The 26544-nt window shown below is 69.6% G+C and carries 19 protein-coding genes, 1 tRNA gene and 2 pseudogenes; 16 read left to right on the forward strand and 6 right to left on the reverse strand.

The genetic code is table 11. From position 1 onward, the window contains the following. Positions 1 to 9 precede the first annotated feature (9 nt). The 7 genes and pseudogenes from cmk to NBM05_RS04535 all read left to right on the forward strand — a co-directional run. A pseudogene (gene cmk / locus NBM05_RS04505) lies at positions 10 to 765 on the forward strand ((d)CMP kinase); the annotation flags it as partial. A 206-nt stretch (positions 766 to 971) separates the two neighbouring features. Continuing rightward, positions 972 to 2549, forward strand: a complete 1578-nt coding sequence (gene der, locus NBM05_RS04510; RefSeq protein ID WP_254165419.1) for a ribosome biogenesis GTPase Der — start codon at positions 972 to 974, stop codon at positions 2547 to 2549. A 305-nt stretch (positions 2550 to 2854) separates the two neighbouring features. Continuing rightward, positions 2855 to 2928, forward strand: a tRNA-Pro gene (locus NBM05_RS04515). Positions 2929 to 3192: 264 nt separating this feature from the next. Then, positions 3193 to 4761 (forward strand): type I restriction-modification system subunit M, encoded by a 1569-nt coding sequence (locus NBM05_RS04520; protein ID WP_254165421.1) that lies wholly within the window; start codon positions 3193 to 3195, stop codon positions 4759 to 4761. 67 nt (positions 4762 to 4828) lie between these two features. Next, positions 4829 to 5746, forward strand: a complete 918-nt coding sequence (locus NBM05_RS04525; protein WP_309248113.1) for a restriction endonuclease — start codon at positions 4829 to 4831, stop codon at positions 5744 to 5746. Next, positions 5743 to 6990 carry a restriction endonuclease subunit S gene (locus tag NBM05_RS04530; RefSeq protein WP_254165425.1) on the forward strand — a complete coding sequence of 416 codons (1248 nt, stop codon included), beginning with the start codon at positions 5743 to 5745 and terminating at the stop codon, positions 6988 to 6990. The genes NBM05_RS04525 and NBM05_RS04530 overlap by 4 nt, the downstream gene beginning before the upstream one ends. Further along, positions 6987 to 10097, forward strand: coding sequence for a type I restriction endonuclease subunit R (locus NBM05_RS04535; protein WP_254165428.1), 3111 nt, complete (start codon positions 6987 to 6989; stop codon positions 10095 to 10097). The genes NBM05_RS04530 and NBM05_RS04535 overlap by 4 nt, the downstream gene beginning before the upstream one ends. A gap of 478 nt (positions 10098 to 10575) precedes the next feature. Here the strand turns inward: NBM05_RS04535 and NBM05_RS04540 are convergent, their stop codons facing one another. Continuing rightward, the gene (locus NBM05_RS04540; protein WP_254165430.1) at positions 10576 to 11370 is read right to left on the reverse strand and encodes an Ltp family lipoprotein; all 795 of its coding nucleotides are present in this window, start codon (positions 11368 to 11370) and stop codon (positions 10576 to 10578) included. Between the two features lie 599 nt (positions 11371 to 11969). Between NBM05_RS04540 and NBM05_RS04545 the strand changes: the two genes are divergently transcribed. From NBM05_RS04545 to NBM05_RS04555, 3 genes are all read left to right on the forward strand, one after another. After that, positions 11970 to 12785, forward strand: a complete 816-nt coding sequence (locus tag NBM05_RS04545) for a hypothetical protein (protein ID WP_254165432.1) — start codon at positions 11970 to 11972, stop codon at positions 12783 to 12785. Positions 12786 to 13086: 301 nt separating this feature from the next. Next, positions 13087 to 14223, forward strand: coding sequence for a MalY/PatB family protein (locus NBM05_RS04550; RefSeq protein WP_254165434.1), 1137 nt, complete (start codon positions 13087 to 13089; stop codon positions 14221 to 14223). A gap of 334 nt (positions 14224 to 14557) precedes the next feature. Then, positions 14558 to 15157: an alpha/beta hydrolase gene (locus tag NBM05_RS04555; RefSeq protein WP_254165436.1), complete on the forward strand. Its 600-nt coding sequence runs from the start codon at positions 14558 to 14560 to the stop codon at positions 15155 to 15157. A 12-nt stretch (positions 15158 to 15169) separates the two neighbouring features. Here NBM05_RS04555 and NBM05_RS04560 read toward each other — a convergent pair whose 3' ends face one another. Next, the gene (locus tag NBM05_RS04560; protein WP_254165438.1) at positions 15170 to 15769 is read right to left on the reverse strand and encodes a uracil-DNA glycosylase family protein; all 600 of its coding nucleotides are present in this window, start codon (positions 15767 to 15769) and stop codon (positions 15170 to 15172) included. Between the two features lie 134 nt (positions 15770 to 15903). Further along, positions 15904 to 16347 (reverse strand): VOC family protein, encoded by a 444-nt coding sequence (locus tag NBM05_RS04565; RefSeq protein ID WP_254165441.1) that lies wholly within the window; start codon positions 16345 to 16347, stop codon positions 15904 to 15906. On the opposite strand from NBM05_RS04565, the gene NBM05_RS04570 reads away from it, so the two are divergent. Next, positions 16346 to 17068 carry a TetR/AcrR family transcriptional regulator gene (locus NBM05_RS04570; protein WP_254165443.1) on the forward strand — a complete coding sequence of 241 codons (723 nt, stop codon included), beginning with the start codon at positions 16346 to 16348 and terminating at the stop codon, positions 17066 to 17068. The two genes, NBM05_RS04565 and NBM05_RS04570, sit on opposite strands and share 2 nt — an antisense overlap. A 370-nt stretch (positions 17069 to 17438) precedes the next feature. After that, positions 17439 to 18269, forward strand: a complete 831-nt coding sequence (ppk2, locus tag NBM05_RS04575) for a polyphosphate kinase 2 (RefSeq protein ID WP_254165444.1) — start codon at positions 17439 to 17441, stop codon at positions 18267 to 18269. 57 nt (positions 18270 to 18326) lie between these two features. Here ppk2 and NBM05_RS04580 read toward each other — a convergent pair whose 3' ends face one another. Next, positions 18327 to 18893 carry a GrpB family protein gene (locus tag NBM05_RS04580; RefSeq protein ID WP_254165445.1) on the reverse strand — a complete coding sequence of 189 codons (567 nt, stop codon included), beginning with the start codon at positions 18891 to 18893 and terminating at the stop codon, positions 18327 to 18329. A gap of 313 nt (positions 18894 to 19206) precedes the next feature. On the opposite strand from NBM05_RS04580, the gene NBM05_RS04585 reads away from it, so the two are divergent. Further along, positions 19207 to 19983, forward strand: coding sequence for a PIG-L deacetylase family protein (locus NBM05_RS04585; RefSeq protein ID WP_254165446.1), 777 nt, complete (start codon positions 19207 to 19209; stop codon positions 19981 to 19983). Positions 19984 to 20108: 125 nt separating this feature from the next. Here the strand turns inward: NBM05_RS04585 and uriT are convergent, their stop codons facing one another. Together uriT and uriH are read right to left on the reverse strand one after the other, a co-directional pair. Continuing rightward, positions 20109 to 21614: a uridine transporter UriT gene (gene uriT, locus NBM05_RS04590; protein WP_254165447.1), complete on the reverse strand. Its 1506-nt coding sequence runs from the start codon at positions 21612 to 21614 to the stop codon at positions 20109 to 20111. Between the two features lie 227 nt (positions 21615 to 21841). Further along, a pseudogene (gene uriH, locus NBM05_RS04595) lies at positions 21842 to 22777 on the reverse strand (uridine-preferring nucleoside hydrolase UriH); the annotation flags it as partial. 765 nt (positions 22778 to 23542) lie between these two features. Here uriH and NBM05_RS15575 point away from each other — a divergent pair. From NBM05_RS15575 to NBM05_RS04610, 3 genes are all read left to right on the forward strand, one after another. Continuing rightward, a complete protein-coding gene (locus tag NBM05_RS15575) occupies positions 23543 to 24112 on the forward strand; it encodes a substrate-binding domain-containing protein (RefSeq protein ID WP_254165449.1) in 570 nt (189 codons plus the stop codon). 234 nt (positions 24113 to 24346) lie between these two features. Beyond that, positions 24347 to 25870 (forward strand): acetaldehyde dehydrogenase ExaC, encoded by a 1524-nt coding sequence (gene exaC / locus NBM05_RS04605; protein WP_254165450.1) that lies wholly within the window; start codon positions 24347 to 24349, stop codon positions 25868 to 25870. Further along, positions 25870 to 26283 carry a DUF779 domain-containing protein gene (locus tag NBM05_RS04610; RefSeq protein ID WP_254165452.1) on the forward strand — a complete coding sequence of 138 codons (414 nt, stop codon included), beginning with the start codon at positions 25870 to 25872 and terminating at the stop codon, positions 26281 to 26283. The genes exaC and NBM05_RS04610 overlap by 1 nt, the downstream gene beginning before the upstream one ends. Positions 26284 to 26544 lie beyond the last annotated feature (261 nt).

Genomic DNA, 26544 nt, shown 5'->3' on the forward strand with positions numbered 1-26544 from the left:
CCGTACACGATGGAGGAATCCGTGACCGAGAACAACGAGTCGATCCTGACCCAGGCCGCGGCCCCCGCGTCGCCGGCGCGGTCCGAGTTCCACGACGGCGACCAGCCCGAGTCCTGGAGGTCGGAGCTCGTCGTCGCGATCGACGGGCCCTCCGGGTCGGGGAAGTCGTCGGTCTCCCGCGAGGTGGCCCGCCGCCTGGACCTGGCCTTCCTGGACACCGGCGCGATGTACCGCGCCCTGACCTGGTGGTGCCTCGAGGCCGGGATCGACCTGGAGGACGAGGACGCCGTGGCCGCCGCCGCGGATCAGCTGGACCTGCAGCTGGGCACCGACCCCCGCCGGCCCTCGCTCATGGTGGCCGGGGCCGACGTCGCGGAGGCCATCCGCGAGGACCGGATCTCCGAGAACGTCTCGGCGGTGGCCAAGAACCCGCGGGCCCGCAAGGTCATGGTCGCCCGCCAGCAGGTGGAGATCGAGTCCAGCGGCCGGCGGGTCGTGGCCGAGGGCCGGGACGTGACCACCGTGGTCGCGCCCCAGGCCACCGCCCGGGTCCTGCTGACCGCGAGCGAGGAGGTCCGCATGGCCCGCCGCAACGCGCAGCTGGGCGGTGACCGCTCCGAGGAGCAGCTGACCACCCAGGTGGGCCGGCGCGACGCCGCCGACTCCCGCGTGGTCAACTTCACCGAGGCCGCCGACGGCGTGACCCTGGTCGACTCGACCGAGCTGGACTTCGACGAGACGGTCATCGCCGTGATCGACGTGGTCCGGGGGGCCGTCGAGGCGATCCGCGCGGAGCACGAGGACGGGGACGCCGAGAAGGAAGGCGGGAACGCCAAGGACGAGGACGGGACCGCCGAGGCGGGGCCCGCCGAGGACTCCACCGACGCCGGCGCCGCCGGCACCGAGGACACGAAGGCCGACGCCGCCGGCGTCGAGAACAACGAGACCGACGAGAAGGTCGGCGAGGACGGATGACCCCCATGCATGACGAGTACGAGGAGAAGTACCTCGGGAACGAGGGCGAGGACGACCGCCTCGCCGCCTACATGGCCGAGCTGGACGAGGACGACGCCGAGCAGCGCGCCGAGTCCCTCCGCGCCGGCCTGGAGGACTACGAGCTCGACGAGGAGGACCGCGAGCTCCTGCTGGACTGGGGCTTCGAGACCGGCGCCGAGCGCACGGCCGAGCCCGACCCGGTGGTGGCCGTGGTGGGCCGCCCCAACGTGGGCAAGTCCACCATCATCAACCGGATCCTGGGCCGCCGCGAGGCGGTCGTGGAGGACAAGCCGGGCGTGACCCGCGACCGCGTCTTCTACCCGGCCGAGTGGAACGACAAGACCTTCACCCTGGTGGACACCGGCGGCTGGGAGTCCGACGCCAAGGGCATCAACGCCCAGGTCGCGGCCCAGGCCGAGCTCGCGGTGGCGCACGCCGACGTCGTGATCCTCGTGGTCGACGCCCTGGTGGGCATCACCGCGATGGACGAGGCGATCGTGCAGATGCTGCGCCGCGTGCGCAAGCCGCTGCTGCTGGCCGCCAACAAGATCGACGACGCCTACCAGGAACCCGAGGCCGCCGCGCTGTGGGGCCTGGGCATGGGCGAGCCGCACCCGGTCTCCGGCGTGCACGGCCGCGGGATCGCGGACATGCTCGACGAGCTGCTGAAGGTCATGCCGGAGCACTCGCAGTACGCCGAGCCCGAGCAGTACGACGGGCCGCGGCGCGTGGCCCTGATCGGGCGGCCCAACACGGGCAAGTCCTCGCTGCTGAACAAGCTCGCGGGGGAGGACCGGGCCGTGGTCAACGACCTCGCCGGGACCACCCGCGACCCGGTGGACGAGCTCGTGGAGCTGGGCGGGCTGCCGTTCCGCTTCGTGGACACCGCGGGCATCCGGCGTCGTCAGCACATGGCCAAGGGCGCGGAGTTCTACGCCTCGCTGCGGACCCAGACCGCGCTGGAGCGCTCCGAGGTGGCCGTGGTGCTGCTGGACGTCTCCGAGCCGCTGTCCGAGCAGGACGTGCGGATCCTGCAGCTGGCGATCGAGTCGGGGCGCGCCCTGGTGCTCGCCTTCAACAAGTGGGACACCCTGGACGAGGACCGCCGCTACGAGCTGGAGCGGGAGATCGACCGGGACCTGGCGCACGTCGCCTGGGCCCCGCGCGTGAACCTCTCCGCGAAGACCGGCTGGCACAAGGACAAGCTGGTACCCGCGCTGCTGCGCTCGCTGGAGTCCTGGGACTCGCGCATCCCCACGGGGCGGCTCAACGCGTTCCTGGGCGAGATCGTGGCGGCCCACCCGCACCCCGTGCGCGGCGGCAAGCAGCCCCGCATCCTGTTCGGCACGCAGGTCTCCTCGCGGCCGCCGAAGTTCGTGCTGTTCACCACCGGGTTCCTGGACCCGGGGTACCGGCGCTTCATCACCCGCCGTCTCCGGGAGACCTTCGACTTCGAGGGCACCCCGATCGAGGTCACCATGCGCGTGCGCGAGCGGCGCTCGCTGACCCGCGAGGGTGGCGGCGGGCGCGGCGGGGCCGCCAAGCGGCGGTAGGCTGCGCGGCTGTGGCTGTGACCCCGGTTGCGGTCCGCGCTGGTACTAGGGCTGGCGTTGTGGCTAGCCCTGACGCCGGCGGGTCCGCCGCCGTTGGCGGGGCCGGGGCGGGCCGAGTGACCGCCCCGGCGTCGTCGCGGTGAGCCGTCCCGGCCCGGCCCGCATGCCGGGCCCGGATCGGCGGCCCTCGCGTCCGCGTACCCGCGGCACGACGTCGCCCGCCACGGCCCCGCGCTCGATGTGCGAACCGCGGGGGGATGATGTAATATCTATCGAGTGCCCGGGGGAAACCCGGGGCGCGGATTCGGGTTGTGGCGCAGCTTGGTAGCGCACTTGACTGGGGGTCAAGGGGTCGCAGGTTCAAATCCTGTCAACCCGACGGATCGAAGGCCCTGACTAAGCGTTCTGCTTAGTCAGGGCTTTTTTGCGTCCTCAAATCGAACGGTTGCAGGTGGCCCACGCATTGAACTCGATTCCTGAGGTGGACTAGAGGCCTCGCACACGGTCCGGGTCTCGGGCCAGGCGGCGCCCAAGCATATAGGTCCGGCGCGGCAGAGGCGTCGCGTCGGGGGTTGTCGATAATCTGGGTCTGCATCTCATAGCAACACGATCGCGCCGTGGCGCGGAGGAGAACACCGGCATCATGTCACCGACCACCAAAGAGGCGCAGCGCGCGGAGCTGCACAAGACGATATGGCGCATCGCCAACGACCTGCGCGGTAGCATCGACGGGTGGGACTTCAAAACCTACGTGCTGGGGATGCTGTTCTACCGATTCGTGTCTGAGAACCTCACGGCTTACATCAACTCCGGCGAGCACGAGGCGGGCGACGCATCGTTCGACTATATGCGGATGCCCGATGCGCAGGCGGAGTTCGCACGCGGCGAGGTCGTGGCGGAGAAGGGTTTCTACATCCTGCCGTCCGACCTGTTCGCCAACGTCCGGCAGCGCGCCGTCGATAACGAGAACCTCAACGAGACGCTCGAGCGGGTCTTCAGGAACATCGAGGGCTCCGCGCTCGGCACCGACAGCGAGGACGACATCAAGGGTCTGTTCGACGACCTCGACGTCAACAGCAACAAGCTCGGCAACACGGTCGCCAAGCGCAACGAGAAGCTGCTGAAGCTGCTCGATGCCATCGGCGACCTGCCGTTGGGGAACTTCGAGGACAATTCGATCGATCTGTTCGGCGACGCCTACGAGTACCTGATGCAGATGTACGCGTCCCAGGCCGGGAAATCGGGCGGCGAGTACTACACACCGCAGGAAGTCTCCGAGGTGTTGGCGAAGATCACCGTGGTCGGCAAGACCCGCGTGAACAAGGTCTACGATCCGGCCGCGGGCTCCGGCTCCCTGCTGCTGAAGTTCGCGAAGGTGCTCGGGCGCGACAACGTCGGTGGTTTCTTCGGTCAGGAAATCAACCTGACCACCTACAACCTCGCCCGCATCAACATGTTCTTGCACGACGTGAACTACGAGAAGTTCAACATCGCGCACGGCGACACGCTCACCGATCCCCAGCACTGGGATGACGAGCCATTCGAGGCGATCGTCTCCAACCCGCCCTACTCGATCAGGTGGGAGGGTGACGCCAATCCGTTGCTGATCAACGACGAGCGGTTTGCCCCGGCCGGGGTGCTGGCGCCGAAGTCGAAGGCCGACCTGGCGTTCACGATGCACATCCTGTCGTGGCTCGCGGTCAACGGCACGGCGGCGATCGTCGAGTTCCCCGGCGTGCTCTACCGGGGCGGCGCGGAGCGGAAGATCCGTCAGTACCTCATCGACAACAACTACGTGGATGCCGTGATCCAGCTGCCGCCGGATCTGTTCTTCGGCACGACGATCGCCACCTGCGTCATCGTGCTCAAGAAGTCCAAGAACGACAACGCGGTGCTCTTCATCGACGCCTCGGCGGAGTTCACGCGGACCGGGAACAAGAACAAGCTGCTGCCGACGAATCAGGAACACATCCTGGAGCGCTTCACCGCGCGCGAGGACGTCGACCACGTCGCGAAGCTCGTGCCCAACGCGGAGATCGCGGCGAACGACTACAACATTGCGGTCTCGTCCTACGTCGAGCAGGAGGACACTCGCGAGGTCGTGGACATCCAGGCGCTGAATGCCGAGATCGCGCGCATCGTCGCCCGCCAGGCAGAGCTGCGCGTCTCCATCGACGAGATCGTCGCAGACCTCGAAGGAGGCGCCGCATGACCGCCGAGACGGCAACCCGTCGGAGGTCCCGACAGGCTCGTACCGAGGGCACCCGCTCATGACGGACATGCCCAACTGGGAAGGCTTCATGACCCCGACGCTCCAGGTGATGAGCGACGGCGTCACCCGCCATTGGCGCGAGTTCCAGCCCCTCGTGGCCGAGCAGGCTCAGCTCACCGATGAGCAGAAGAGGGAGATGCTCCCGTCCGGCAGCCAGCTCACGTACAAGAACCGCATCGGCTGGGGCGTCTCCTTCCTGACGAACGTCGGCGCCCTCACGCGGCCGAAGCGCGGTCACTATCGGATCACCGACGCGGGCCGGGAGCTCGTCGAGCTGTTCCCCGACGGCGTCAAGGAACGTGACGTCAAGGCGCTCGGCGAGGACGCTCGCTCGCCGATCCGCGAATACGTGGCGACCAGACGCCGCGCGGCCAACGAACCCGCGACGGGGACCTCGGTTGAGGAATCGTCGATGACACCGGTCGAGCAGGTGCAGAGCGGGATCGAGCGCATCCACGAGGAGATCGCGGTCGAGCTCCTCACGCGGCTGCAGGGCAAGGATCCGGGCTTCTTCGAGCAGGCGGTCGTCGATCTGCTGCTCGCGATGGGCTACGGCGGGACGACCGGGACCGGCAGCGTGACCCAGCTCAGCAACGACGGTGGTATCGACGGCGTCATCGACCAGGACGTCCTCGGCCTCAACCGCGTCTACGTCCAGGCCAAGCGCTACCAGGACGGCAACACGGTCGGGCGCCCCGACCTGCAGGCCTTCGTCGGCGCGCTGAGCGGCAAGGCGGACAGCGGCGTCTTCTTCACCACGAGCCGGTTCTCCGATGGGGCGCGTGTCTACGCGGAGAACGTGCCGACGCGGATTATCCTGATCGACGGCAAGCGCCTTGCCGACCTCATGATTCGCTATGGCGTGGGCGTACAAATCAAAGAGACCTATGAGGTGGTCGAAATCGACGAGGACTTCTTCGCATGAGCCGTATTGACGAACTAGTTCGAGAGATGTGCCCGGATGGGGTGGAGTACAAGCCACTAGGCGACGTTGGTGAATTCATCCGCGGCAGTGGACTGCAGAAGTCGGATCTGCGGGAGCAAGGATTTCCTGCTGTTCATTACGGGCAGATCCATACCTATTACGGCGTTTGGGCGGAGCAGTCAAAGTCTTTCACCGATGAGATGATTGCTGCCAAGCTCCGCCATGCAAAGCCTGGTGATCTTTTGATTGCGACTACGAGCGAGGACAACGACGCCGTAGCCAAGGCGACTGCATGGGTCGGCGACACCGAGGTCGTTTTGAGCGGCGATGCTTACATCTATCGTCATACGCTGGAACCGAAGTACATGGCCTACTTCTTCCAGTCGACGATGTTCCACGACCAGAAGCGACGATTCATCTCTGGTACAAAAGTCCGACGCATATCCGCCGCTTCTTTGGCTAAGATCAAAATTCCCGTGCCGCCTCGTAAGGTCCAGCGTGAGATTGTTCTAATATTAGATCATTTCACTCAGCTGGAAATGGAGCTGGAGGCGGAGCTGGAGGCGGAGCTGGAAGTCCGACGCGATCAGTATCACTACTACATGAGTTCTTTATTCGATGACCTGATATTGCAGGGCGCAAGTATGGTTGCATTGCGAGACGTTGGACATTGGTATGGCGGTGGAACGCCTTCTAAATCCAAATCTGAGTACTGGACCGATGGATCGATCCCCTGGATTTCGCCGAAAGATATGGCCGTATCTACCATTGTGGACACAGAAGACCATATTACGGAAGAAGCCATAGCTGGTTCGGCGACGAAACTAGTACCGACCCATGCCATTGCGATTGTTGCCCGATCAAGCATCCTCAATCATACATTGCCGGTAGCCTATCTATCTCGCTCTGCTACGTTAAACCAAGACATGAAGGCCGTGACGGCTGCCTCTGGTATACGGGCTCGCTATTTGTTCCATGCGATTCGTGGTTATCGGTCGGATATTTTGCGTCGGGTGCGACGTGCGGGCGGCTCAGTGGCATCGCTCGACAGTCGGAAACTTTGGGATTATAAACTGCCCGTTCCAAAACTCGATGCGCAGGAAAGGGTTATCGAACTACTTGACCACTTCGAGAGCCTGACCAATGATATGAGCGTCGGTCTTCCTGCCGAGCTCGTTGCGCGCCGCAAGCAGTACGAGCACTACCGCGACCGCCTCCTGACCTTCAAGGAGCTATCAGCATGACCCAGAGGAGCGCCCGCAAGTTCGACCCGATCGCGATCTCCTCCGAGAGCACCGTCGTCGCCGAGTACGTCCCCGAGGCCGTGGAGACCTCGGCTTACCAGTCGGAGGCGGCGCTCGAGCGGGAGATGATCCGGCTGCTGAAGACCCAGGCCTACGAGTACCTGCCCATCACCTCCGAGGCGCAGCTGATCGCGAACCTGCGTGCCCAGCTCGAGGCGCTCAACGGCATCACGTTCTCGGACGCCGAGTGGGAGACCTTCTTCACGACCGCGATCGCCGGCCAGAACGACGGCGTCGTCGACAAGACCGTACGGATTCAGGAGGACCACGTTCAGATCCTGAAGCGCGACGACGGATCGACGAAGAACATCTCGCTGATCGACAAGACGAACATCCACAATAATCGGTTGCAGGTCATCAACCAGTACGAAATCGGCCGGGGCGAGGGCGGCGCGAGTTACGCCAACCGCTACGACGTGACGGTGCTGGTCAACGGCCTCCCAATGGTGCACGTCGAGTTGAAGCGTCGTGGCGTGGACATCCGCGAAGCGTTCAACCAGATCGACCGCTACCAGCGCGACAGCTTCTGGGCGGGCTCCGGATTGTTCGAGTACGTGCAACTGTTCGTGATCAGCAACGGCACCCTCAGCAAGTATTATTCCAACAGCACGCGCGCGAAGCGCCTGAGCGAGGTCAAGCAGGCGAAGGGCGCGGCTAAGAGAAAGCAGTCGAGCAACTCCTTCGAGTTCACCTCCTGGTGGGCTGATGCGAACAACAAGCCCATCGTGGAACTGGCGGCCTTCATTCGGACGTTCTTCGCCAAGCACACCCTGCTCAACATCCTCACGAGATACTGTGTCCTGACCGCCGACCGCGACCTGCTGGTGATGCGCCCCTACCAGATCGTGGCGACCGAGCGGATCCTGCAGAAGATCGACATCTCGACCAACTACAAGACCCTCGGCACCGTCGACGCTGGCGGGTACGTCTGGCACACGACGGGCTCGGGCAAGACGCTCACATCGTTCAAAGCGGCTCAGCTGGCCTCGAAGATGCCTGGTGTCGACAAGGTGCTGTTCGTCGTCGACCGCAAGGACCTCGACTACCAGACGATGCGCGAATACGACCGCTTCGAGAAGGGCGCGGCCAACTCGAACGCCTCAACGGCGATCCTAAAGCAGCAGCTCGAGGACCCGAACGCGCGGATCATCATCACGACCATCCAGAAGCTCTCGACGTTCATCAAGGCGAACAGGGGACACGAGGTGTTCTCGGGGCACGCGGTGATCATCTTCGACGAGTGTCATCGCTCGCAGTTCGGTGACATGCACACCGACATCACACGGGCGTTCAAGCGCTACAACCTGTTCGGCTTCACCGGCACGCCGATCTTCGCCGCGAACTCGGGCAGCGGCGGCAACCCCCTGCTGAAGACGACAGAACAGGCCTTCGGCGATAAGTTGCACACCTACACGGTGATGGACGCGATTACGGACAAGAACGTCCTGCCGTTCCGGATCGACTACATCAACACGATCAGGATCGGGAACCCCGACGACAAGCAGATCTCGGCGATCGACCGCGAGAAGGCCCTGCTCGACCCGCGTCGGATCGGCGAGGTCACGGCGTACATCCTGAAGCACTTCGACCAGAAGACGAAGCGCCGACACAGCTACGAGCATTCCGTGGTCACCAACGTCGAGGAATCGACGCGCACGCGACGCCAGGTCGAGGCACTGAAGCAGCGGAAACGCGTCCGCGGCTTCAACGCGCTGTTCGCGACCGCCTCGATCGACGCGGCCCGGCGCTACTACAACCAGTTCCAGCTTCAGCAGGAACAGCTCGCACCGGATCAGCAGCTGAAGGTCGGCTTGATCTACTCCTATGGGGCCAACGACGCCGCGGACGACGGCATCCTCGCCGACGAGGCGTTCGACACCGACCTGCTCGCCGACGACGCCCGCGGTTTCCTGGAGGACGCGATCCAGGACTACAACGGCATGTTCGGGACCAGCTACGACACCAGCGCGGACAGGTTCCAGAACTACTACAAAGACCTGTCGCAGCGGATGAAGAACCGCGAGATCGACCTGGTCATCGTGGTCAACATGTTCCTTACCGGCTTCGATGCGACGACGCTGAACACACTCTTCGTGGACAAGAACCTGCGAACGCACGGCCTCATCCAGGCGTACTCGCGCACCAACCGCATCCTGAACTCCGTCAAGCGCCACGGCAACATCGTCGTTTTCCGTGATCTCGAGAAGGAGACGAACGCGGCTCTCGAGTTGTTTGGCAACAAAGACGCGCGCGGCGTCGTCATCGTGCCGTCCTACGGCGAGTACTACGCGGACTATTCCGAGAAGGTGGGCGAGCTCCTGCGGCGTTTCCCACTGGGCCAGCAGATCGTGGGGGAGGAGGAGCAGAAGGCCTTCATCAACCTATTCGGCGCGGTGCTCCGCCTACAGAACATCCTGACGGAGTTCGACGACTTCGAGGGCCAAGACCTTCTGACTGAACGCCAGCATCAGGACTACCGCAGCGTCTACCTCAACCTGTACGCCGACTTCCGCACCGAGGCGAAGGCGGAGAAGGAAAGCATCAATGAGGACGTCATCTTCGAGATCGAACTGGTCAAGCAGGTCGAGATCAACGTCGACTACATTCTCATGCTGGTCGAGAAGATGCGTGCTGAGCGAGGTGACGGGGAGGACAAGGAGATCCGTGCCCAGATCTCGAGGGCGGTCGACGCGAGTCCGAGCCTCCGGAGCAAGCGGGACCTGGTCGAAGATTTCGTCGAATCAGTCTCGGTAGATGGCTCTGTGGACCGGCAATGGCAAGAGTACGTGGATGCCAAGCGCGACGCCGAGCTGGAGGCGATTATCGAGGATCAGGAGCTCAAACCCGAGTCGACACGCGCATTTATCGAGGCCGCCTTTCGCGATGGACAGATCCGCACGACCGGAACGGAGATCACGAAGATCTTGCCCCCGGTGTCCCGCTTCAATCGCGATGCCGGCCATGGTGAGAAGAAGAAGCGCGTGGTGGGAGAGCTGACCCGATTCTTCGAGAGATTCTTTGGGTTGGGCGGTGGAGATCGTACATGAGCATCGTGGTCTTCCGGACCATCGCCCCGCTTTCCGCATGGTGAACGATGCGCTCAGCGCAGGGACCTCGGGGACGCGGCTCCGAGCAGCGTTCCGAGCTGACATCGGCGCTCTCGCTTCTCGAGGCACAGAAAATCTCCCATGTGCGCATCGTCGAGAGGCGTGGGGGATGGAGTGACTCGAACCTAGCACGATGTCAGCAAAAATCAGCCCGCCCTTGCGGCACAGCCCGTCCGTGCGACATCGGGCTAACCGTGGCGATGTCGGTGCAGGACAACGGGCGAGCCGAGGCTGCGATCCGTTCGCCTCGTGTTCCCCATCGCGTCGCGACGGATAATGTCGATGTTCCTGGCAGGGTCCTTACAAAACATCAGCCGAGCGGATTGGCCGCCGTCATCGGACAGATTTCGGAGACGAGGAGGCTCCCCGGCGGGGGAGCCTCCTCGCGATGGGCCGATGCATGCCCAGGAGCCGGAGACTACTGGCTCAGGTGCTGGATAGCGTAGTCCGCCTCCTCCGGGGTGAACTTCTCTCCGTACTCGGAGACGAGCTGGTCGCGGATGGCGTCGGGGGACATCGACATGTTCTCCTGGTAGCTCTCCGCCTTCTTCAGCGCGTTCTCGTTCCAGTCCGCCGTGATGGTGTCGATCGCGTACTGGGCCTCCTCGGGCGTGAACTTCTCGCCGTACTCCGAGGTGAGCTGGTCGTAGACCCCCGCCTTGGACATGTGCATGGTGTCCGAGTAGCTCTCCGCCTTCTTCAGCGCGTTCTCGTTCCAGTCGGCCGTGATGTTGTCGACGGCGTACTGGGCGGCCTCGGCGGAGAACTTCTCGCCGTACTCGGAGGTGAGCTGGTCGTAGAGGCCGGCCTTGGACATGTGCAGCGTGTCCGAGTAGCTCTCCGCCTTGCGCAGTGCGGCCTGAGACTCCGCGGGAGTGCCGGACTCCGGGTTCGAGTCAGTGCCTTCCTCTGGCGGGGCGAAGGTGGGCAGCTCCAGCTCAGGTGCCCCAGGCGAGGGAAGGGCGTCCACCGGGGTCTCTTCGGCGGTTGGGGTCTCGGTCTCGGCGGGAGGCGGCGTGGACGCCTCGGACTGGGACGGCGCGTTCTCGACGGCATTGTTGATCGAGGTGCTTGCCCCGTAGATGAGGGCGCCGCATCCGGCGAACAGGAGGAGGACGAGCACCGCGATGATCCCGACGATCCAGGGCCACTTCTTGCGCTTCTTCTTCGGGGGCTCCTGGTAGTAGCCCTGCTGTGGGTAGTGGCCGTTCATCGGCTGCTGTCCCTGCGGGGGCCGATGGGGGTCTTGAGGAGGCATGCTCATGGGGCCACTCATCCTGTGCGTTTACTGGGCGGTATTGATAGCACTGTGATCTTATACACAGTGCCTCCCTCTCCGTCTTTTGTTGCGACGTGAAGTACTTATGTGGCTGCGCCTCCGGGGCCCTGAGTGAAGGGAGCCGATGGAGCGCCCGTTTCCCCTGTATCCGTACGTCCGCCAGCCCCTAGCGCCCGGTGTCGACTCAGAGGTCGGAAGGGGTATCCGGCGGTCGTAGGGCGGTGGTGGGAGAAAGCACAAGGGCTCGATACTCAAGATTGATACTCATCAGTACACCAATCGGTACGCTCCAAGAGGCGATGCGGTGAGGGGCGACGAGTCCTGGCCACCGCGAGCCAGCTTCGGCGTCGGCGCGCAGGGAAATGATCGAGCGCCCACGTCCGTCTCCCGGCGACCCTGAAGGGCCGTCACCATCACCGCGGCGAGCCCGGTTCCTCGTCGACCATCGCACCTGACAGAGGCGCCCCAGCGGCCGCGTCGTGGTCACCGGGGAGCGCGACGCGGGTGGCGCCACCGGGAAAGGACACATCCCCATGACGATCAGTCGACGTGGCGCCCTCGCCGCCGTGGCTGCCGGCGCAGCACTCGCAGCCATCGGCAGCGCCCCCGCGCTGGCGGCGAAGGCCCACCCCCACGGCACCTACTTCAGCTTCACCAGCGGCGCCGGGGTGACCAGCGAGTACCACGTGTACGCGAAGGGCGTCGACTGGTCCAAGCGCGTGGGCGCCGTCTTCTACTTCGACGGTGACCACAAGACCAAGAAGAACTCGCGCATCCACAACCCCGGGCACCGGGACATGCTGAAGATGGCGGAGCACGCGAACTGGCGCAACATGATCCTGGTCGGCGCCATATCCACGGACAAGAAGACCAGCGACGAGGGCATGACGTGGTGGGAGGACATCGACCGCAACGGCAACTGGTTCCGCGCGCTGGCCCAGCACCTCATCAAGACCCACGGCCTGGACGCCACCCGCCTGTGGTTCTGCGGCTACTCCGGCGGCGCGGAGTTCATCACCTACGAGGTGTTCGCAGACCGGCAGAGCTGGATCAAGGGCGGCGGCGCCGTCATGATCGGGGGCGGCGGCTGCTACGGGATGGACACGAGCCCCGCGGCCGCGTTCAAGCAGATCCCGATGCGGTGGGTCGTGGGCAACCGGGACCAGGTGGGCGCGACGAGCCCCCCGACCTGGTCGGCCACGGCCGCCGCCGCCGAGGGCCAGGGCGCCTACCGCCGGGCCGGGTTCACGAAGACGAGGACCCTCACCATCATCGGTGACCACCTCGCCTACGACATCCCGAAGCTGCTGGAGAACGCCCTGAACGACAACGGGGTCGGGCGGGTCTGACCGAGTCCGGCTGCGACGGTGCCGGGCGGGTCTGACCGGGTTCGGCCGCGACGGCGTCGGGTCGGCCCGGCTCAGCGGGATCCCCACGGCGTCGTGCGGGTCCGCCCGGGCGGGTCCGCACGGCCCCGCGCGGCACCGGTGCGAGAATGGGCCCACCCGACCGCGAAGGGACCCCGCCATGACGCCGTCCGATCCGCTTCGACCCGAGTCCCCGCCGCCCGGGCCTCCGCCCGCCGACCGTCGGCCCACCGTCCCGCCGACCAGGGACCCGCAGGCCGCCGACCCGCTGACCGTCGACCCCATGAGCGCCCTCCGCCGCCGCACGAGCGAGAAGTGGAGCGTGTACCCCGAGGACGTCCTGCCGATGTTCGTCGCGGAGATGGACTTCCCGCTCGCGCCGGCGATCCAGGAGGCGCTCCGGGACGGCGTCGCGCGCGGCGACACCGGCTACGCCAACCCGCACGACGCCGGCCCCGCCCGGGCCTTCGCCGACTACGCCCGCGACGCGTGGGGCTGGGAACCCGACGTCGAGCGGATCGCGTACACGACCGACGTGAGCGTGGTGATCGTCGAGTCGCTGCGCCGGCTGATCTCCCCGGGGGACGGCGTCGTCGTCACCCCGCCGGTCTACCCGCCCTTCTACGACCTCGTCCCCGAGGCGGGCGGCGTCGCGGTGGAGGTGCCGCTGGCCGACGACGGCGCGCGGTACGGGCTGGACCTGGCCGGCATCGACCGCGCACTCGCCGCCGGTGCCCGGGCCGTGCTGCTGTGCAACCCGCACAACCCCGTGGGGCTGGTCCACTCGCGGGAAGAGCTGGCGAAGCTGGCCCGCATCGTCGCCAGGCACGGCGCGGCGGTGGTCAGCGACGAGATCCACGCGCCGCTCACGCACCGCGGCGTCGAGTTCACCCCGTACCTGACCGTGTCCGACGCCGCGCGCGAGCACGGGATCGCGGCGGAGTCCGGGAGCAAGGCGTTCAACCTCGCCGGCCTGAAGTGCGCGATGTTCGTGGCGGGCTCCGAGCGCATGGCCGCGATGATCCGCGCGCTGCCGGACGAGGTCTCGTTCCGCACCGGGCACCTCGGGGCGATCGCCACCCGGGAGGGGTTCGCCCGGGGACGCGGGTGGCTCGACGCGGCGATCGCGCGGATCGAGGGCAACGCGGACGTCCTGGAGCGCGAGCTCGCGGCCAAGCTGCCGCAGGTGCGCTGGCGGCGGCCCGCGGCGTCGTACCTGGCGTGGCTGGACCTGCGGGCGCTGGGGTGGGGCGAGGACCCCGCCCGGCACGCGCTGGCGCACGCGAGGGTCGCGCTGTCCCACGGGCCGGCCTTCGGGGCGCAGGGGAGGGGGTTCGCGCGGATGAACCTGGCCTGCGCGCCGGAGACCGTGGTGGAGGCAGTGGGCCGGCTGGCCCGCGCGGCTTCCCGCGCGTCCTGAGGCGCGGGCCCGGCCGGTGCTATGTTCGACGCATCTGCACGCCGCGATCGCGCGGTATCGAGGGAAGGCGGTAGGGCGATGGAGCTGTTGTTCGTGCACGGGGCCCTGGTCCGGGACGGTGCCTGGTGGTGGCGCCGCGTGGCCGAGATCGTGGAGCGGGAGACCGGCGTCCGCAGCCGGGCGGTGGGCCTGCCGTCCTGCGGGGAGGACGACGCCGCGGCGGTCGAGGGCGCCGGGTCCGCCGCGTCGGGCGCCGGCGGGGGCGACCGGGGCGCCGGGCCTCGACGGGGGCAGCGGCGACCGTGGCGCGCCGGATCCCGCCGAGGACGCAGCGGTGCCGGGCCCGGCCGGGGACGTCGCGGCGCCCGGCCTCGCCGAGGACGCCGCGGCCCTGCGCCGTGCGCTGGCGGAGTCCGACGGCGCGGTCGTCGTCGGCCACTCCTACGGCGGCACGGTCATGGCCGAGGGCGCCGACCACCCGTCCGCCCGCCACCTCGTCTACATCACCTCCTACCTGCCCGAGGCGGGCACCTCGCAGGCCGAGATCATGGCGGAGGAGCCGGACCCCGTCGTCGTGGAGCCGGGACCCGACGGCGCGCTGCGCATTGCGGGATACGACCCGGAGACCTTCGGCCGGCGGTTCTGGCAGGACCTCGACGACGACGCCGCGCGGCGGGGCGCCTGGGAGCGGGTCACGGCCCAGTCGGCGGCGGCCTTCACGACGCCGACCACTCGCGCCGCCTGGCAGGGCGTCCCCTCCACCTACCTGGTCTGCGTCCGGGACGGCAGCACCTCGCTCGCGCTGCAGCGCCGCCACGCGGCCCGCGCTACCGCGTCCTTCGACCTCGAGACCGGCCACCACCCGTTCCTCTCGGCGCCCGAGGCGGTGGCGGAGCGGCTCGTCGAGATCCTCGGGGCGGTGCGGGAGGCGTGAGGCGCGCGGCGCTCACGACGCCGCGCGGTGCGCCAGCCGCAGCGCCCGGACCGCGCGCACGTGCTGCTCGGCCCGGTGGTGGCCGTTGGCGGGGGAGAGGTGCGGGACGCCCAGCACGGGGAGCGGCTCCGCGTCCTCGGCCAGCGTCAGGTGCCGCATGACCCCCTGAAGGGCCGGGTCGCCGAAGGCCACCACCGCCCGGAGCCCGGGCAGCGCGCGGATCAGCTCGCCCAGCGCCAGCCGCCCCTCCTCGAGGTCGGCCCGCCCGGGCCGGCCCTCCAGGGCCCAGGGCACGACGTTCCAGCGCAGGCACAGCCCGCGCGGGACCCCCGCCTCCTCGCGGGCGCGGCGGAGGGCCGACGCCGTCGGTCCCGGGTTGTCCTCGCTGCACACCGCGCGCGCCCCGGCGGCCACGGTGCTCCGGGCCGGGGACTGCATGAGCAGGAGGATCCGGGCCTCGACGCCGCCGGAGTCCGGATCGAAGGACGGGACGAAGCGCCGCGTCCCGTCCGGGGCCGTCCGCCACCGCTCGGCCAGCCGGTCGAGGTCCTCGACGCCCCGCTCCGGCCGGCCCCGGTCCCGCCCGAGGCGCTCCCGGTCGTCCCGGTCCAATCCGTCCCGGTTTCGGTCATCCCGTTCCGGCCCGCCACGGTTCTGGTCCTCCCGGTCCGCCCCGCCCCGGCCTCGCCCGCCCCTGGTTCGCTCAGCGGACTCGTCGGGGGATTCCGCGGCCCGCACCATCACCCTCAGCCCCCGGCCGCGCGGCCGTACCCCGCGCGCCCCGCGACGTCCTCGCCGTGGGCCTCGTCCGAGTAGACGTGCAGCTCGATCCCGTCCGGGTCGTCGAAGGCCACCAGGTATCCGATCGATGCCTCCACGAGCGGCGAGTGGTCGATGCCGAGCCGGTCGAGGTGCTCGATCCAGGCGGCGACGGCGTCGCGGTCCGGCACCCGGAAGATCACCGGGTTGAACCCGCGCGCCCCGGCCGCGTGCTCGGGGCTCTCCCGCAGGGCGAGTCCCTCCTCGAGCCCAGGGAGCGTGCAGGCGACGCCGCGCACGACGCCGTCCTCGTCCGGGAACTCCAGCGACGGCTCGGCGCCGAGCACGGCACGGTACCAGGCCAGGGAGGCGGTCAGGTCGCTGACGGGGATCTTGACGCCTTTGATGCCGGTGAGGCGGGGCTGGTCCATGACGATCACCTTCGATAGTATTCGATGCAGTAATACTGCATCTAAAGCAAGGATGGTCCCGGTGGTCGAGGGTGTCAAGCGTCCGTACCGCTCCGCCGTCCGGGAGCTGCGCTCCGCGCAGACGCGGGCCGCCGTCCGCACCGCGGCCGCCCGGCTCTTCGTGGAGCGGGGCTACGCCGCGACGTCGATGCGAGGGGTCGCTGAGGAGGCCGGCGTCGGCGAGCGGACGGTGTACGCGGCGTTCCCGGGAAAGGCGGAGCTGTACGCGGAGTGCCTCGGGGTCGCGACGGCGGGGGACGAGCGGGAGGAGCCGGTGCCGGGGCGGCCGGAGGTCGCCGAGGCGCTGGGCCTGCCGGATCCGGGGGCGGCGCTCGCGGCCGTCGTCGTGCTGGGGACGGACCTGCTCGAGCGGGCCGGGGACCTCATCCACGTCGGCCTGGAGGCCGCGGCCGCCGACCCCGCCGTGCGCGATCTCATGGACCAGGGTGAGCGCGCGACCCACGGCCTGTGGCGGCGGTTCTGCGAGCGTCTGGCAGATCGCGGCGAGCTGCGCGCCGGGCTCGCGGCCGACGACGCCGCGGACGCCGCCTTCGCGCTCGCCTCACCCCACGTGCATCACCTCCTGCGCCGGGGGCGGGGTTGGACGGCGGAGCACTACCGCGCGTGGCTGTACGAGGCCACCGCGTGCCAGCTCTTCGACAGCGGGTGCCCTGAGCCTTGAGCCGTTCGAGGCCGGTGGGGATAATGGAGGAAGGAACGGGACACCGGTGGTCAAGGCCGATGCCCCGTCTCCTGGTTACCTCCTGTCCCGGAAGCGGTCGATCAGCTGAGCTGTCGACAGCACCGCGGGCGGGAGGACCAGGAGAATGGTGATGATGTCCATTGCTGAAGTCATCGCCACCTCCTTCCTCTGAAGGGTGCCCCGGGCTCTCCGGGGCACCCTCTTATTGTCTGAACCGACGTGATGCGTCGGGCCGCGAAAGGGACCCCATCGACTGCTCGATGGTCATGATGGAACCCAGTACCGAGCCCACCCCCTCTGCGGCGGTTTGCTAAGCTCGCGTCAACCATCCACCCCGAGGGAGCGGATCATGACCCAGCGGCTGTCGAAGAAGATCTACAAGAGGGAGCTCGCGGACCTCCAGGCCCGGCTCGTGGACATGCAGGCGTGGGTCCAGGCCACGGGGGCGCGCGTCGTCGTGATCTTCGAGGGGCGCGACGCCGCGGGCAAGGGCTCCACGATCAGCCGCGTCTCGCAGTACCTCAACCCGCGCGTCACGCGGGTGGTCGCGCTGCCCACGCCCACCGAGCGGGAGCGCTCGCAGTGGTACTTCCAGCGCTACGTGGCGCACCTGCCGGCGGCGGGGGAGATCGTGCTGATGGACCGGTCCTGGTACAACCGGGCCGGCGTCGAGCGCGTCATGGGGTACTGCAGCAACGCCGAGTACCACCGCTTCCTGCACCAGGCGCCGCTGTTCGAGCGGATGCTCGTGGAGGACGGGATCATGCTGTTCAAGTACTGGTTCAGCGTCTCCGACGTCGAGCAGGAGAAGCGCTTCCGCTCCCGCAACGAGGACCCCATGCGGCGGTGGAAGCTCAGCCCCAACGACGTCCTCTCGATCACCAAGTGGGAGGACTACTCGCGGGCCAAGGACACGATGTTCGTCCACACGGACATCCCCGAGGCGCGCTGGTACGAGGTCGACAACGAGGACAAGCGGCGCGGGCGGATCAACATGATCACGCACCTGCTCTCCCGAATCCCGTACGAGGTGGTCGAGCGGGAGCCGATCGTGATCCCGGAGCGGCCCGCCTCGGGTGGGTACGAGCGGCCGCCGCGGGACCAGAGCGGCCTGGTGCCCGACTACGCCGCGGAGCTCGAGGAGCGGGAGGCGCGGCACGGGGAGAAGCCCGGCGAGTAGGCGGTGCGCGGCGGCGGGCCTCGCGCGTGATAAGGCGGGACGGGGCGGGGCGTCCGCTCAGCCGGCCGCGTCCGCTGCGATCCGGCGGTGGATCTCGCGCACGACGTCGTCCTTGGCGTCCGAGTAGTCCTGGACGTAGCGCCAGGTGCGGGCGGTCAGGGCGCGCTTGGCCCGCTCGTAGAGCGCACGGTCCTCGGGGTGGGCGCGCAGGCGGTCCCGGAACGCGGTCATGCGCTCGATCTCCGGGCACCCCTCCCCGAAGACGTGCAAGTTCACGGTCTGGTCCGCGGGCCGCAGGAGGCGGTGGCCGTGCCACGCGGGCTCGCGGATGCGCAGGGCGAAGCCGGCGGCCTCGAGGGCGGGGACGTAGTCGTCTTCCTCGGCCGGGTCGGCCACGGTCAGCACGACGTCGAGGATCGGCTTCGCGGCCAGCCCCGGCACCGACGTCGACCCGACGTGCTCGATCCGCAGGGCCCGGGGACCCAGGGCCCGCCGGATGCGCGCCTCGTGGGCGGCGTAGAGCCCGGGCCATCCAGGGTCGTACTCGACCAGGCGGACGGTCGTCCCGGCGGTCGGTGGGCCGCCCACGGTCACGCTGCGGAGGTACTCGTGGGACTGTGACACGGGTGGGGTCCTCTCTGGCGGCGGGTGGAAGGGGCGAGAAGTCATGGCGCGGAGTGCCCGGGACAGGCCACGATACCCGCGCGCGGGGCGGTGGGGAACGGTCGATCTCGCGGGGCGATGCGGTCGGGGCACCTGTCCGATGCGCGCGCCTCACGTGCCGGGACACGTTTCCATCGGGGTGGGGACGCTCCTCCATCGGTGCGGGGGCACGCCTTCTCCCGCATCGGGACGCATTTCCACCCGGGTGGGAAACCTCTGCTCCCGGGTGGGGACACGCCTGCGCTCGGGGGCCGCCGTTGGCTAGTCTCGGAGTATGAGCGAGAACACAGCGGGGCAGCAGGATGAGCAGGGGCGGGACGAGGAGCAGGCCCCGGGCCTACAGCCGCTCGACGAGACCGGGATCGAGCGGATCCTCCTCGTCGTCGCGCACCCGGACGACATCGAGTACGGGACCTCGGCCGCAGTCGCCGGATGGACCTCGCGCGGCATCGGCGTCGGCTACCTGCTGCTGACGGCGGGGGAGGCCGGGATGCAGCGCCCGCCGCGGGAAGCCGGGCCGCTGCGAACCGAGGAGCAGCGGCGGGCGGGCGAGGCCGTCGGGATCGAGCGGCTCGCGATCCTCGACTTCCCCGACGGCACCCTGGAGTACGGGCTGCCGCTGCGGCGCGCCATCGCCCGCGAGATCCGCGGCTACCGGCCCGACGCCGTGGTCGCCGGCTCCGGGGACCTCTTCGTGGGCTGGGGCATCGACCACCCGGACCACCGCGCCGCGGGGCTGGCGGCCATCGACGCCGTGCGCGACGCCGACAACCGCTGGGTCTTCCCCGAGCTGACCTCCGACGACGAGCTCGAGCCGTGGGGTGCCACCTGGCTGCTGCTGACCGGCCGCGCCCCCACCCACTACGTCGCCGTGGACGAGGAGGCCGAAGCGCGGGCGGTCGCCTCGCTCGAGGCGCACGAGGCCTACCTCGCCGACCTGCCCTGGCACCCCAAGCCCGCCGACTTCATCCCCGAGATCCTCGCGGGGACCGGCAAGGCCGCCGGCGTGCCCCGCGCGGTCGGCTTCGACGTCCACCGCCTGCGGGGCTGACGGCCGGGACGAGGGTCAGGCTCATCGGCCCACCGTAGCGCTCCGGCCGGCCGATCACATGGATCGACCGGCCGGAGCGGTTCTCGCGGGAGCGGGGCGCCTCCCTCGGGCGCCCCGCGCGGGCCTCACGCGGAGGCCGCGTTGACCTCCGCCTGCGTGGGCCGCGGGATCAGGAAGGACACGCCGAAGGCGAGGATCGTCAGGACCGTGCCCAGCAGGATGCCGCCGGAGTAGCCCGTGAGGGCCGAGCCGGTCGACGCCGTGAGCGCCACCTGCAGCCCGGGCAGCAGCGCGAAGCTCAGCCCCGAGCCGAGGTTGAACGCGCCCGCGTTGAGCCCGGGCAGGAACCCGGGGTTGGAGGCGGGGGAGAGCACGATGCCCAGGCCGTTGAGCATGATGTTGCCCATGCCGGCGTAGGTGATGCCGATCAGCACGGTCACCGCGATCAGCACCGGCAGCGAGCGCACGCCGACCAGTCCCATCAGGCCCGAGGCCACGATGGTCCCCACCAGCCCGATCTGCAGCATCCGCCGGTAGCCGAGCACGGGCGCCAGCCGCCCCGAGAACGGCCCCACGATCCACCCGACCAGCGCGTACGGGGTCAGGAAGATCAGCGAGGCGAAGTCCGCCTCCAGGCCGAACCCGGCGTCGGGGTTCTGGGCCAGCGACATCACGAGGCCGTTGACGGCGGCGAACACGCCGGTCATGGTGAGCAGCGTCGTCAGCAGCAGCGCCCAGGTGGCCCGTCGCGCGAGCAGGCGCGGCTGGATGAGCGGCTCGCGGATGCGCGACTCGACCGCCAGGAAGACGCCGAAGGCCGCGAAGGCGACGACGACGCCGCCGATCACCACCGGCCAGCTCGCCTCGGCCAGCTTGCCGGCCTCGTTGAACGCGGTCAGGATGCTCGCGACCGACACGACGAGCGGGATCACGCCGAACCAGTCCATGCGCGTGCCGCGCGAGGGGCGCGACTCGACGCCCCACTTCGCGAGCATGGCCAGCGCCACCACGGTCACGCCCGCGATCACCCAGAAGAGCGAGCGGAAGCCGAAGTGGGTCGCGAGCCAGCCGCCCAGCAGCGCGTCGACGCCGGCGATGCCGCCGTTGACCGCCGTGATCAGGCCCATCGCCGCGCCGTAGCGGCGCGGGTCGGAGATCTCGTGCCGCAGCATGAGCAGGCAGATCGGCACCACCGGGCCGGTGACGCCCTGGATGATGCGCCCCGCGAAGAGCATGCCCACGTTGACGGCCAGCGCCGCGACGACGCTGCCCACCAGCATGGTCGCCATCATCCCCATGAGCACGCGCCGGCGCCCGTAGATGTCGGAGAGCCGCGGGAGGAACAGGGAGAACAGGGCGGCCAGGGTGAAGAAGAGGGTCTGCGAGAGGCCGATCGTCGACTCGTCGGTGTTGAGCTGGCGGGCCATCGTGACCAGCGCGGGGCTCAGCATGCTCGCGTTGAGCTGGAACGCCACGCAGGCGGCCAGCAGCGCCGCGGTCAGCGCGGCGACGGTGCCCTTGGAGGGACCCGCGGAGGCGGCCGGGCTCGCGGAGCCGGCGGAGCGCGTGGGGCGGGTGGTGCGCGATGGTTCGGCGGCGCCGCCCGCGCGCGGGGTCTGGGAATCGGTCATGCTCGGCTCTCCGTCCGGTCCTGTGCCGCGCCGCCCTCGGCGGGCCTCTGCTGGGGTGCTGCGTCCTGCTCGGCGACGGCGCGGGCCGCCTCGCGGGGTGACGACTCGTCGGTGCCCTCGCGGGCTGACGGCTCGTCGTCGGACGCCGGTATCGACGACTCGTCGACGCCTTCCCGGGGTGACGACTCGTCGTCGCGCGCCCGGGGCGACCACCCGGCGTCGGGCGTCTCGCCGATGCGGCGCAGCGCGTCCACCACCAGGTCCCAGAAGCGGGCGTGGTCCAGCTCCAGGGCGGCGGAGGTGCGGCAGCCCGCCGGCGCCTCCTCGCGGCGGTCCGCGACCGTCATGCCGAGGGTGCGGGCCCCGGAGGTCTCCACCTGGATCGGCATGCGCACGGCCCTGACCACGGTCGGGTCGATGACGTGGGCGACCGCGCAGGGGTCGTGCACGGGCGGGGAGTCGAAGCCCTGGGCGTCCCGGTAGGTCTGCCCGAAGAAGTCCAGCAGCTCGCCGACGAACGCGGCCGGGCCGGTGCCCACCTCCGCGATGCGCCGCGCGACCTCCGGGGTGGCCAGCGCCTGGTGGGTCAGGTCGAGGCCGACCATGACCACCTCCCAGCCGGCCGAGAAGACGACGTCGGCGGCCTCCGGGTCGATGAAGATGTTGAACTCGGCGACCGGGGTCCAGTTGCCCTCGTGCACGCCGCCGCCCATCAGCACGACCTTCTTCACCCGCTCGACGATCCGCGGCTCCTTCCGGGCCGCCAGCGCGATGTTGGTCAGCGCGCCGGTGGGCACCAGGGTCACCTCGCCGGGGCCGTGGGCCATCACGGTGTCGACGATCAGGTCCACCGCGTGCCGCTCGTCCAGGGCGAGGACCGGCTCGGGAAGCTCGGGGCCGTCCAGCCCGCTCTCGCCGTGGATGCTCTCGGCGACCTCGACCTCGCGGATCAGGGGGCGCTCCGCGCCCGCGGCGAAGGGCACGTCCGCGATCCCGGCGATGCGGGCCACGGCCAGGGCGTTGCGCGTCACCTTCTCCACGGTCTGGTTGCCGGCCACGGTGGTCACGGCCAGGAGGTCGATCTCCGGGCTGCCGTGGGCGAGGAGGAGGGCGACGGCGTCGTCGTGCCCGGGGTCGCAGTCGAGGATGATCTTTTCGGCCATCTGGCGATTCTCCGCTTCATCGAGGGGATTCGCGCCGGGCGGTGTACGTCAAGCGCTTGATGTCTCCCGTAATCCACCACATCAAGCGCTTGATGTCAATTGACGGGGTCGCTAGAGTCGGTCCATGGTCCCCGTCACAGCCCCGGTCCCGCGCGTCACCGCCGCCGACGTCGCTGCGCGCGCCGCCACGAACGTCTCCTCGGTCTCGCTCGTGGTCAACGGCAAGCACCGCGGGCGGGTCTCCGACGCCGTGGCCGCCCGGGTGCGCGAGGCGGTCGAGGAGCTGGGGTACGTCGTCGACCACTCGGCGAGCGCGCTGGCGCGGGGGAGCGGCGACCTCGTGGTGCTCGTGGCCCCGGACCTGTGGAACCCGTACTACTCGGAGATGATCGCCGCGGTCCGCGACGCGCTGGGCGGGCGCTACCGGCTCATGCTCTCGGTGACCGAGCGCGGCGAGCAGCCCGGCCCGGAGACGCTGCGCCGCTCGGCGGGCCTGCGCCCGGCCGGCTTCCTGGTCGTGGCCCCCGACGCCGGCTTCGCCGCGCCCGCGGGCGGCTCCGACCCGGTCGCGGGCCTCGACTCGGATGGCCGACTCGGTCCCGCGGGCCGGCGGGCCCCGCGGATCCGGCGGGCCCCGCGGACCCGGCGGGCCCCGCGGACCCGGCGGGCCCCGCGGACCCGGCCGGCGACGCGGACCCGGCCGGCGACGCGGACCCGGCCGGTCCCACCGGCTGTCCCGGCCCAGCGCCCCGCGCCGCCTGCCCCGTGGTCTTCCTCGACGCCCCCGGCATGGCCGGCCGCCCCGAGGCGGTCACCTACGACTGCACGGCCGCGGTCCGGGACCTGGCCGCCCTGCTCGCCGAGCGCGGCCACCGCACGGTCGCCTACCTGGACGCCGCGACCCGCTCGGCCACCTTCCGCCAGCGCCGCGAGCTCCTGGGCGAGGCGCTGGCCGCCAGGGGGCTGCGCCTGCTCGGCGACGAGGTGCGGGCCGAGCTTGACGTCGACAGCGCCCGCTCGGCGGCCGCGCGGCACCTGGCCCGGTGGCGGGGCGAGGGGGCCACCGCCGTCGTCGGCGCCGCGGACACGCTGGCCTACGGCGTGCTCTCCGCCGCCCGGGAGGCGCGGGTGCGCGTGCCGGAGGACCTCGGGGTGGCCGGCTTCGACGACCTGCCCTCCTCCGCGATCACCGCGCCCGCGCTGACCAGCATCTCCCTGCCCGGTGCCGTCATGGGGCGGGTCGCGGCGGAGCGCCTGCTCGCCGCCCTCGAGGGGCGCGGGACCCCCGACGTCGGGCCGCTCGGGGCGCGTCTGGTGCGGCGCGAGAGCCTCTGAGCACCCGCCCGGTGCGACGCGAGACCGCCCGGCGCGACGCGAGAATCCCTGAGCACCCGCCCGGCGCGGCGCGAGACCCTCCGAGCGAGTGTCTGGCGCAACGCGAAAGCCTCCAGCGCGTGCCGGAACGCGAACCGCGCGTGTCACGACGGCGCGGCCCCTGGCACCCCTCCTTTCACCGTGACTAGACTCACAGGACAACGCAAAGGCGCGTGACACGAGGAGGAACACCGCATGACCGTGTACTCGAACCCCGGCACCGAGGGATCGCTCATCACCTTCGACTCCCGCTACGACCACTACATCGGGGGTGAATGGGTCCCCCCGGCCAAGGGCCGCTACTTCGAGAACGTCACCCCGGTGACCGGCCAGGCGTTCTGCGAGATCGCCCGCGGCACGGCGGAGGACATCGAGTCCGCCCTCGACGCCGCCCACGCCGCGGCCCCCGCCTGGGGCAGGACGACGCCGGCCGAGCGAGCCGCGACCCTGCTGCGCATCGCCGACCGGATGGAGGAGAACCTCGAGAAGCTCGCCGTCGCCGAGTCCTGGGACAACGGCAAGGCCGTCCGCGAGACCCTCGGCGCCGACCTCCCGCTCGCCGTGGACCACCTGCGCTACTACGCCGGGGCCATCCGCGCCCAGGAGGGCCGGCTCTCGCAGATCGACGAGGACACGGTCGCCTACCACTTCCACGAGCCGCTCGGCGTCGTCGGCCAGATCATCCCGTGGAACTTCCCGCTGCTCATGGCGGTGTGGAAGCTGGCGCCGGCGCTCGCGGCGGGCAACGCCGTCGTGCTCAAGCCCGCGGAGCAGACGCCGGCCTCGATCATGGTGCTCATGCAGCTCGTGGGGGACCTGCTGCCCCCGGGCGTGCTCAACGTGGTCAACGGCTTCGGCGCCGAGGCCGGCAAGCCGCTCGCCTCCAACAAGCGGATCCGCAAGATCGCGTTCACCGGCGAGACCACCACCGGGCGGCTGATCATGCAGTACGCCTCGGAGAACCTGATCCCCATCACCCTGGAGCTCGGCGGCAAGAGCCCCAACATCTTCTTCGAGGACGTGATGGCCCGCGACGACGCCTACTGGGACAAGGCGCAGGAGGGCTTCACGATGTTCGCGCTGAACCAGGGCGAGGTCTGCACCTGCCCGTCCCGGGCGCTCGTCCAGGAGTCGATCGCGGGGGACTTCCTCGACGCCGTGGTGGAGCGGACCAAGCGGATCGTCCAGGGCAACCCGCTGGACACCGAGACCATGATGGGCGCCCAGGCCTCCAACGACCAGCTCGAGAAGATCATGTCCTACCTGGACATCGGCCGGCAGGAGGGCGCGGAGGTCCTCACCGGCGGCGGCCGCCTGGAGCTCGACGGCGACCTGGCCGGCGGGTTCTACGTCGAGCCGACCATCTTCCGCGGGGACAACTCGATGCGGGTCTTCCAGGAGGAGATCTTCGGGCCCGTGGTCTCGGTGGCCACGTTCGCCGACTACGACGACGCGATGTGCATCGCCAACGACACCCTCTACGGGCTGGGCGCCGGCGTCTGGTCCCGGGACGGCAACGTCGCCTACCGCGCGGGCCGGCAGATCCAGGCCGGGCGCGTGTGGGTCAACAACTACCACTCCTACCCGGCGCACGCGGCCTTCGGCGGGTACAAGTCCAGCGGCGTCGGGCGGGAGACCCACCTGATGATGCTGGACCACTACCAGCAGACCAAGAACCTCTTGGTCAGCTACTCCGAGGACGCCCAGGGGTTCTTCTGATGGACGACGCCGCCCCGGCCGCCCTGGAGTCCCGCCCCGCGATCGAGGGGGAGCGGGACTCCCGGGTGGCGCTGACCCCGGCCGCGGTGGAGCTGCTGCGGCTGCTGTGGGACCTCCACGGGCCGCTGATGTTCCACCAGTCCGGCGGGTGCTGCGACGGCTCCTCGCCCATGTGCTTCTCGGCGGGGGAGTTCCGCACGGGCGGCTCGGACGTCCTGCTCGGCGTCTTCGACCTCGACGACGACGCCGGGGCCCGCCTCGGCGAGATCGAGTTCTGGATGAGCCGCGAGCAGTTCGAGTACTGGCGGCACACGCACCTGACCGTGGACGTGGTGCAGGGGAGGGGCTCGGGCTTCTCGCTCGAGGCGCCCGAGGGGAAGCGGTTCCTCGTCCGGAGCCGGCTCATCGGGTGAGCCGCCGGCCGGCGGGGCGCCGCCCCGGTGCTACTGTCATGCTGGGAACCGGACGCCGACGTCCGCACCGCGGCAGCGCCGACCGGGCCCCGTGAGCCGTTCACCGTGCCCCGGGCACGCCGACTGAGAAGACCCCGCCCGTGCCCCTTCCCCTCCCGGTCCGCCGGAGAATTTCCCTCCTGCCCGCGCTCGCGGGCTGCCTCCTGGCCGTGGTGCTGCTGCACGCCGGCCTGCAGCGCATCGCGCGGCTGAGGGTCGGGG

This window comes from Rothia santali (assembly GCF_024199905.1).
Classification (GTDB): Bacteria; Actinomycetota; Actinomycetes; order Actinomycetales; family Micrococcaceae; genus Rothia; species Rothia santali.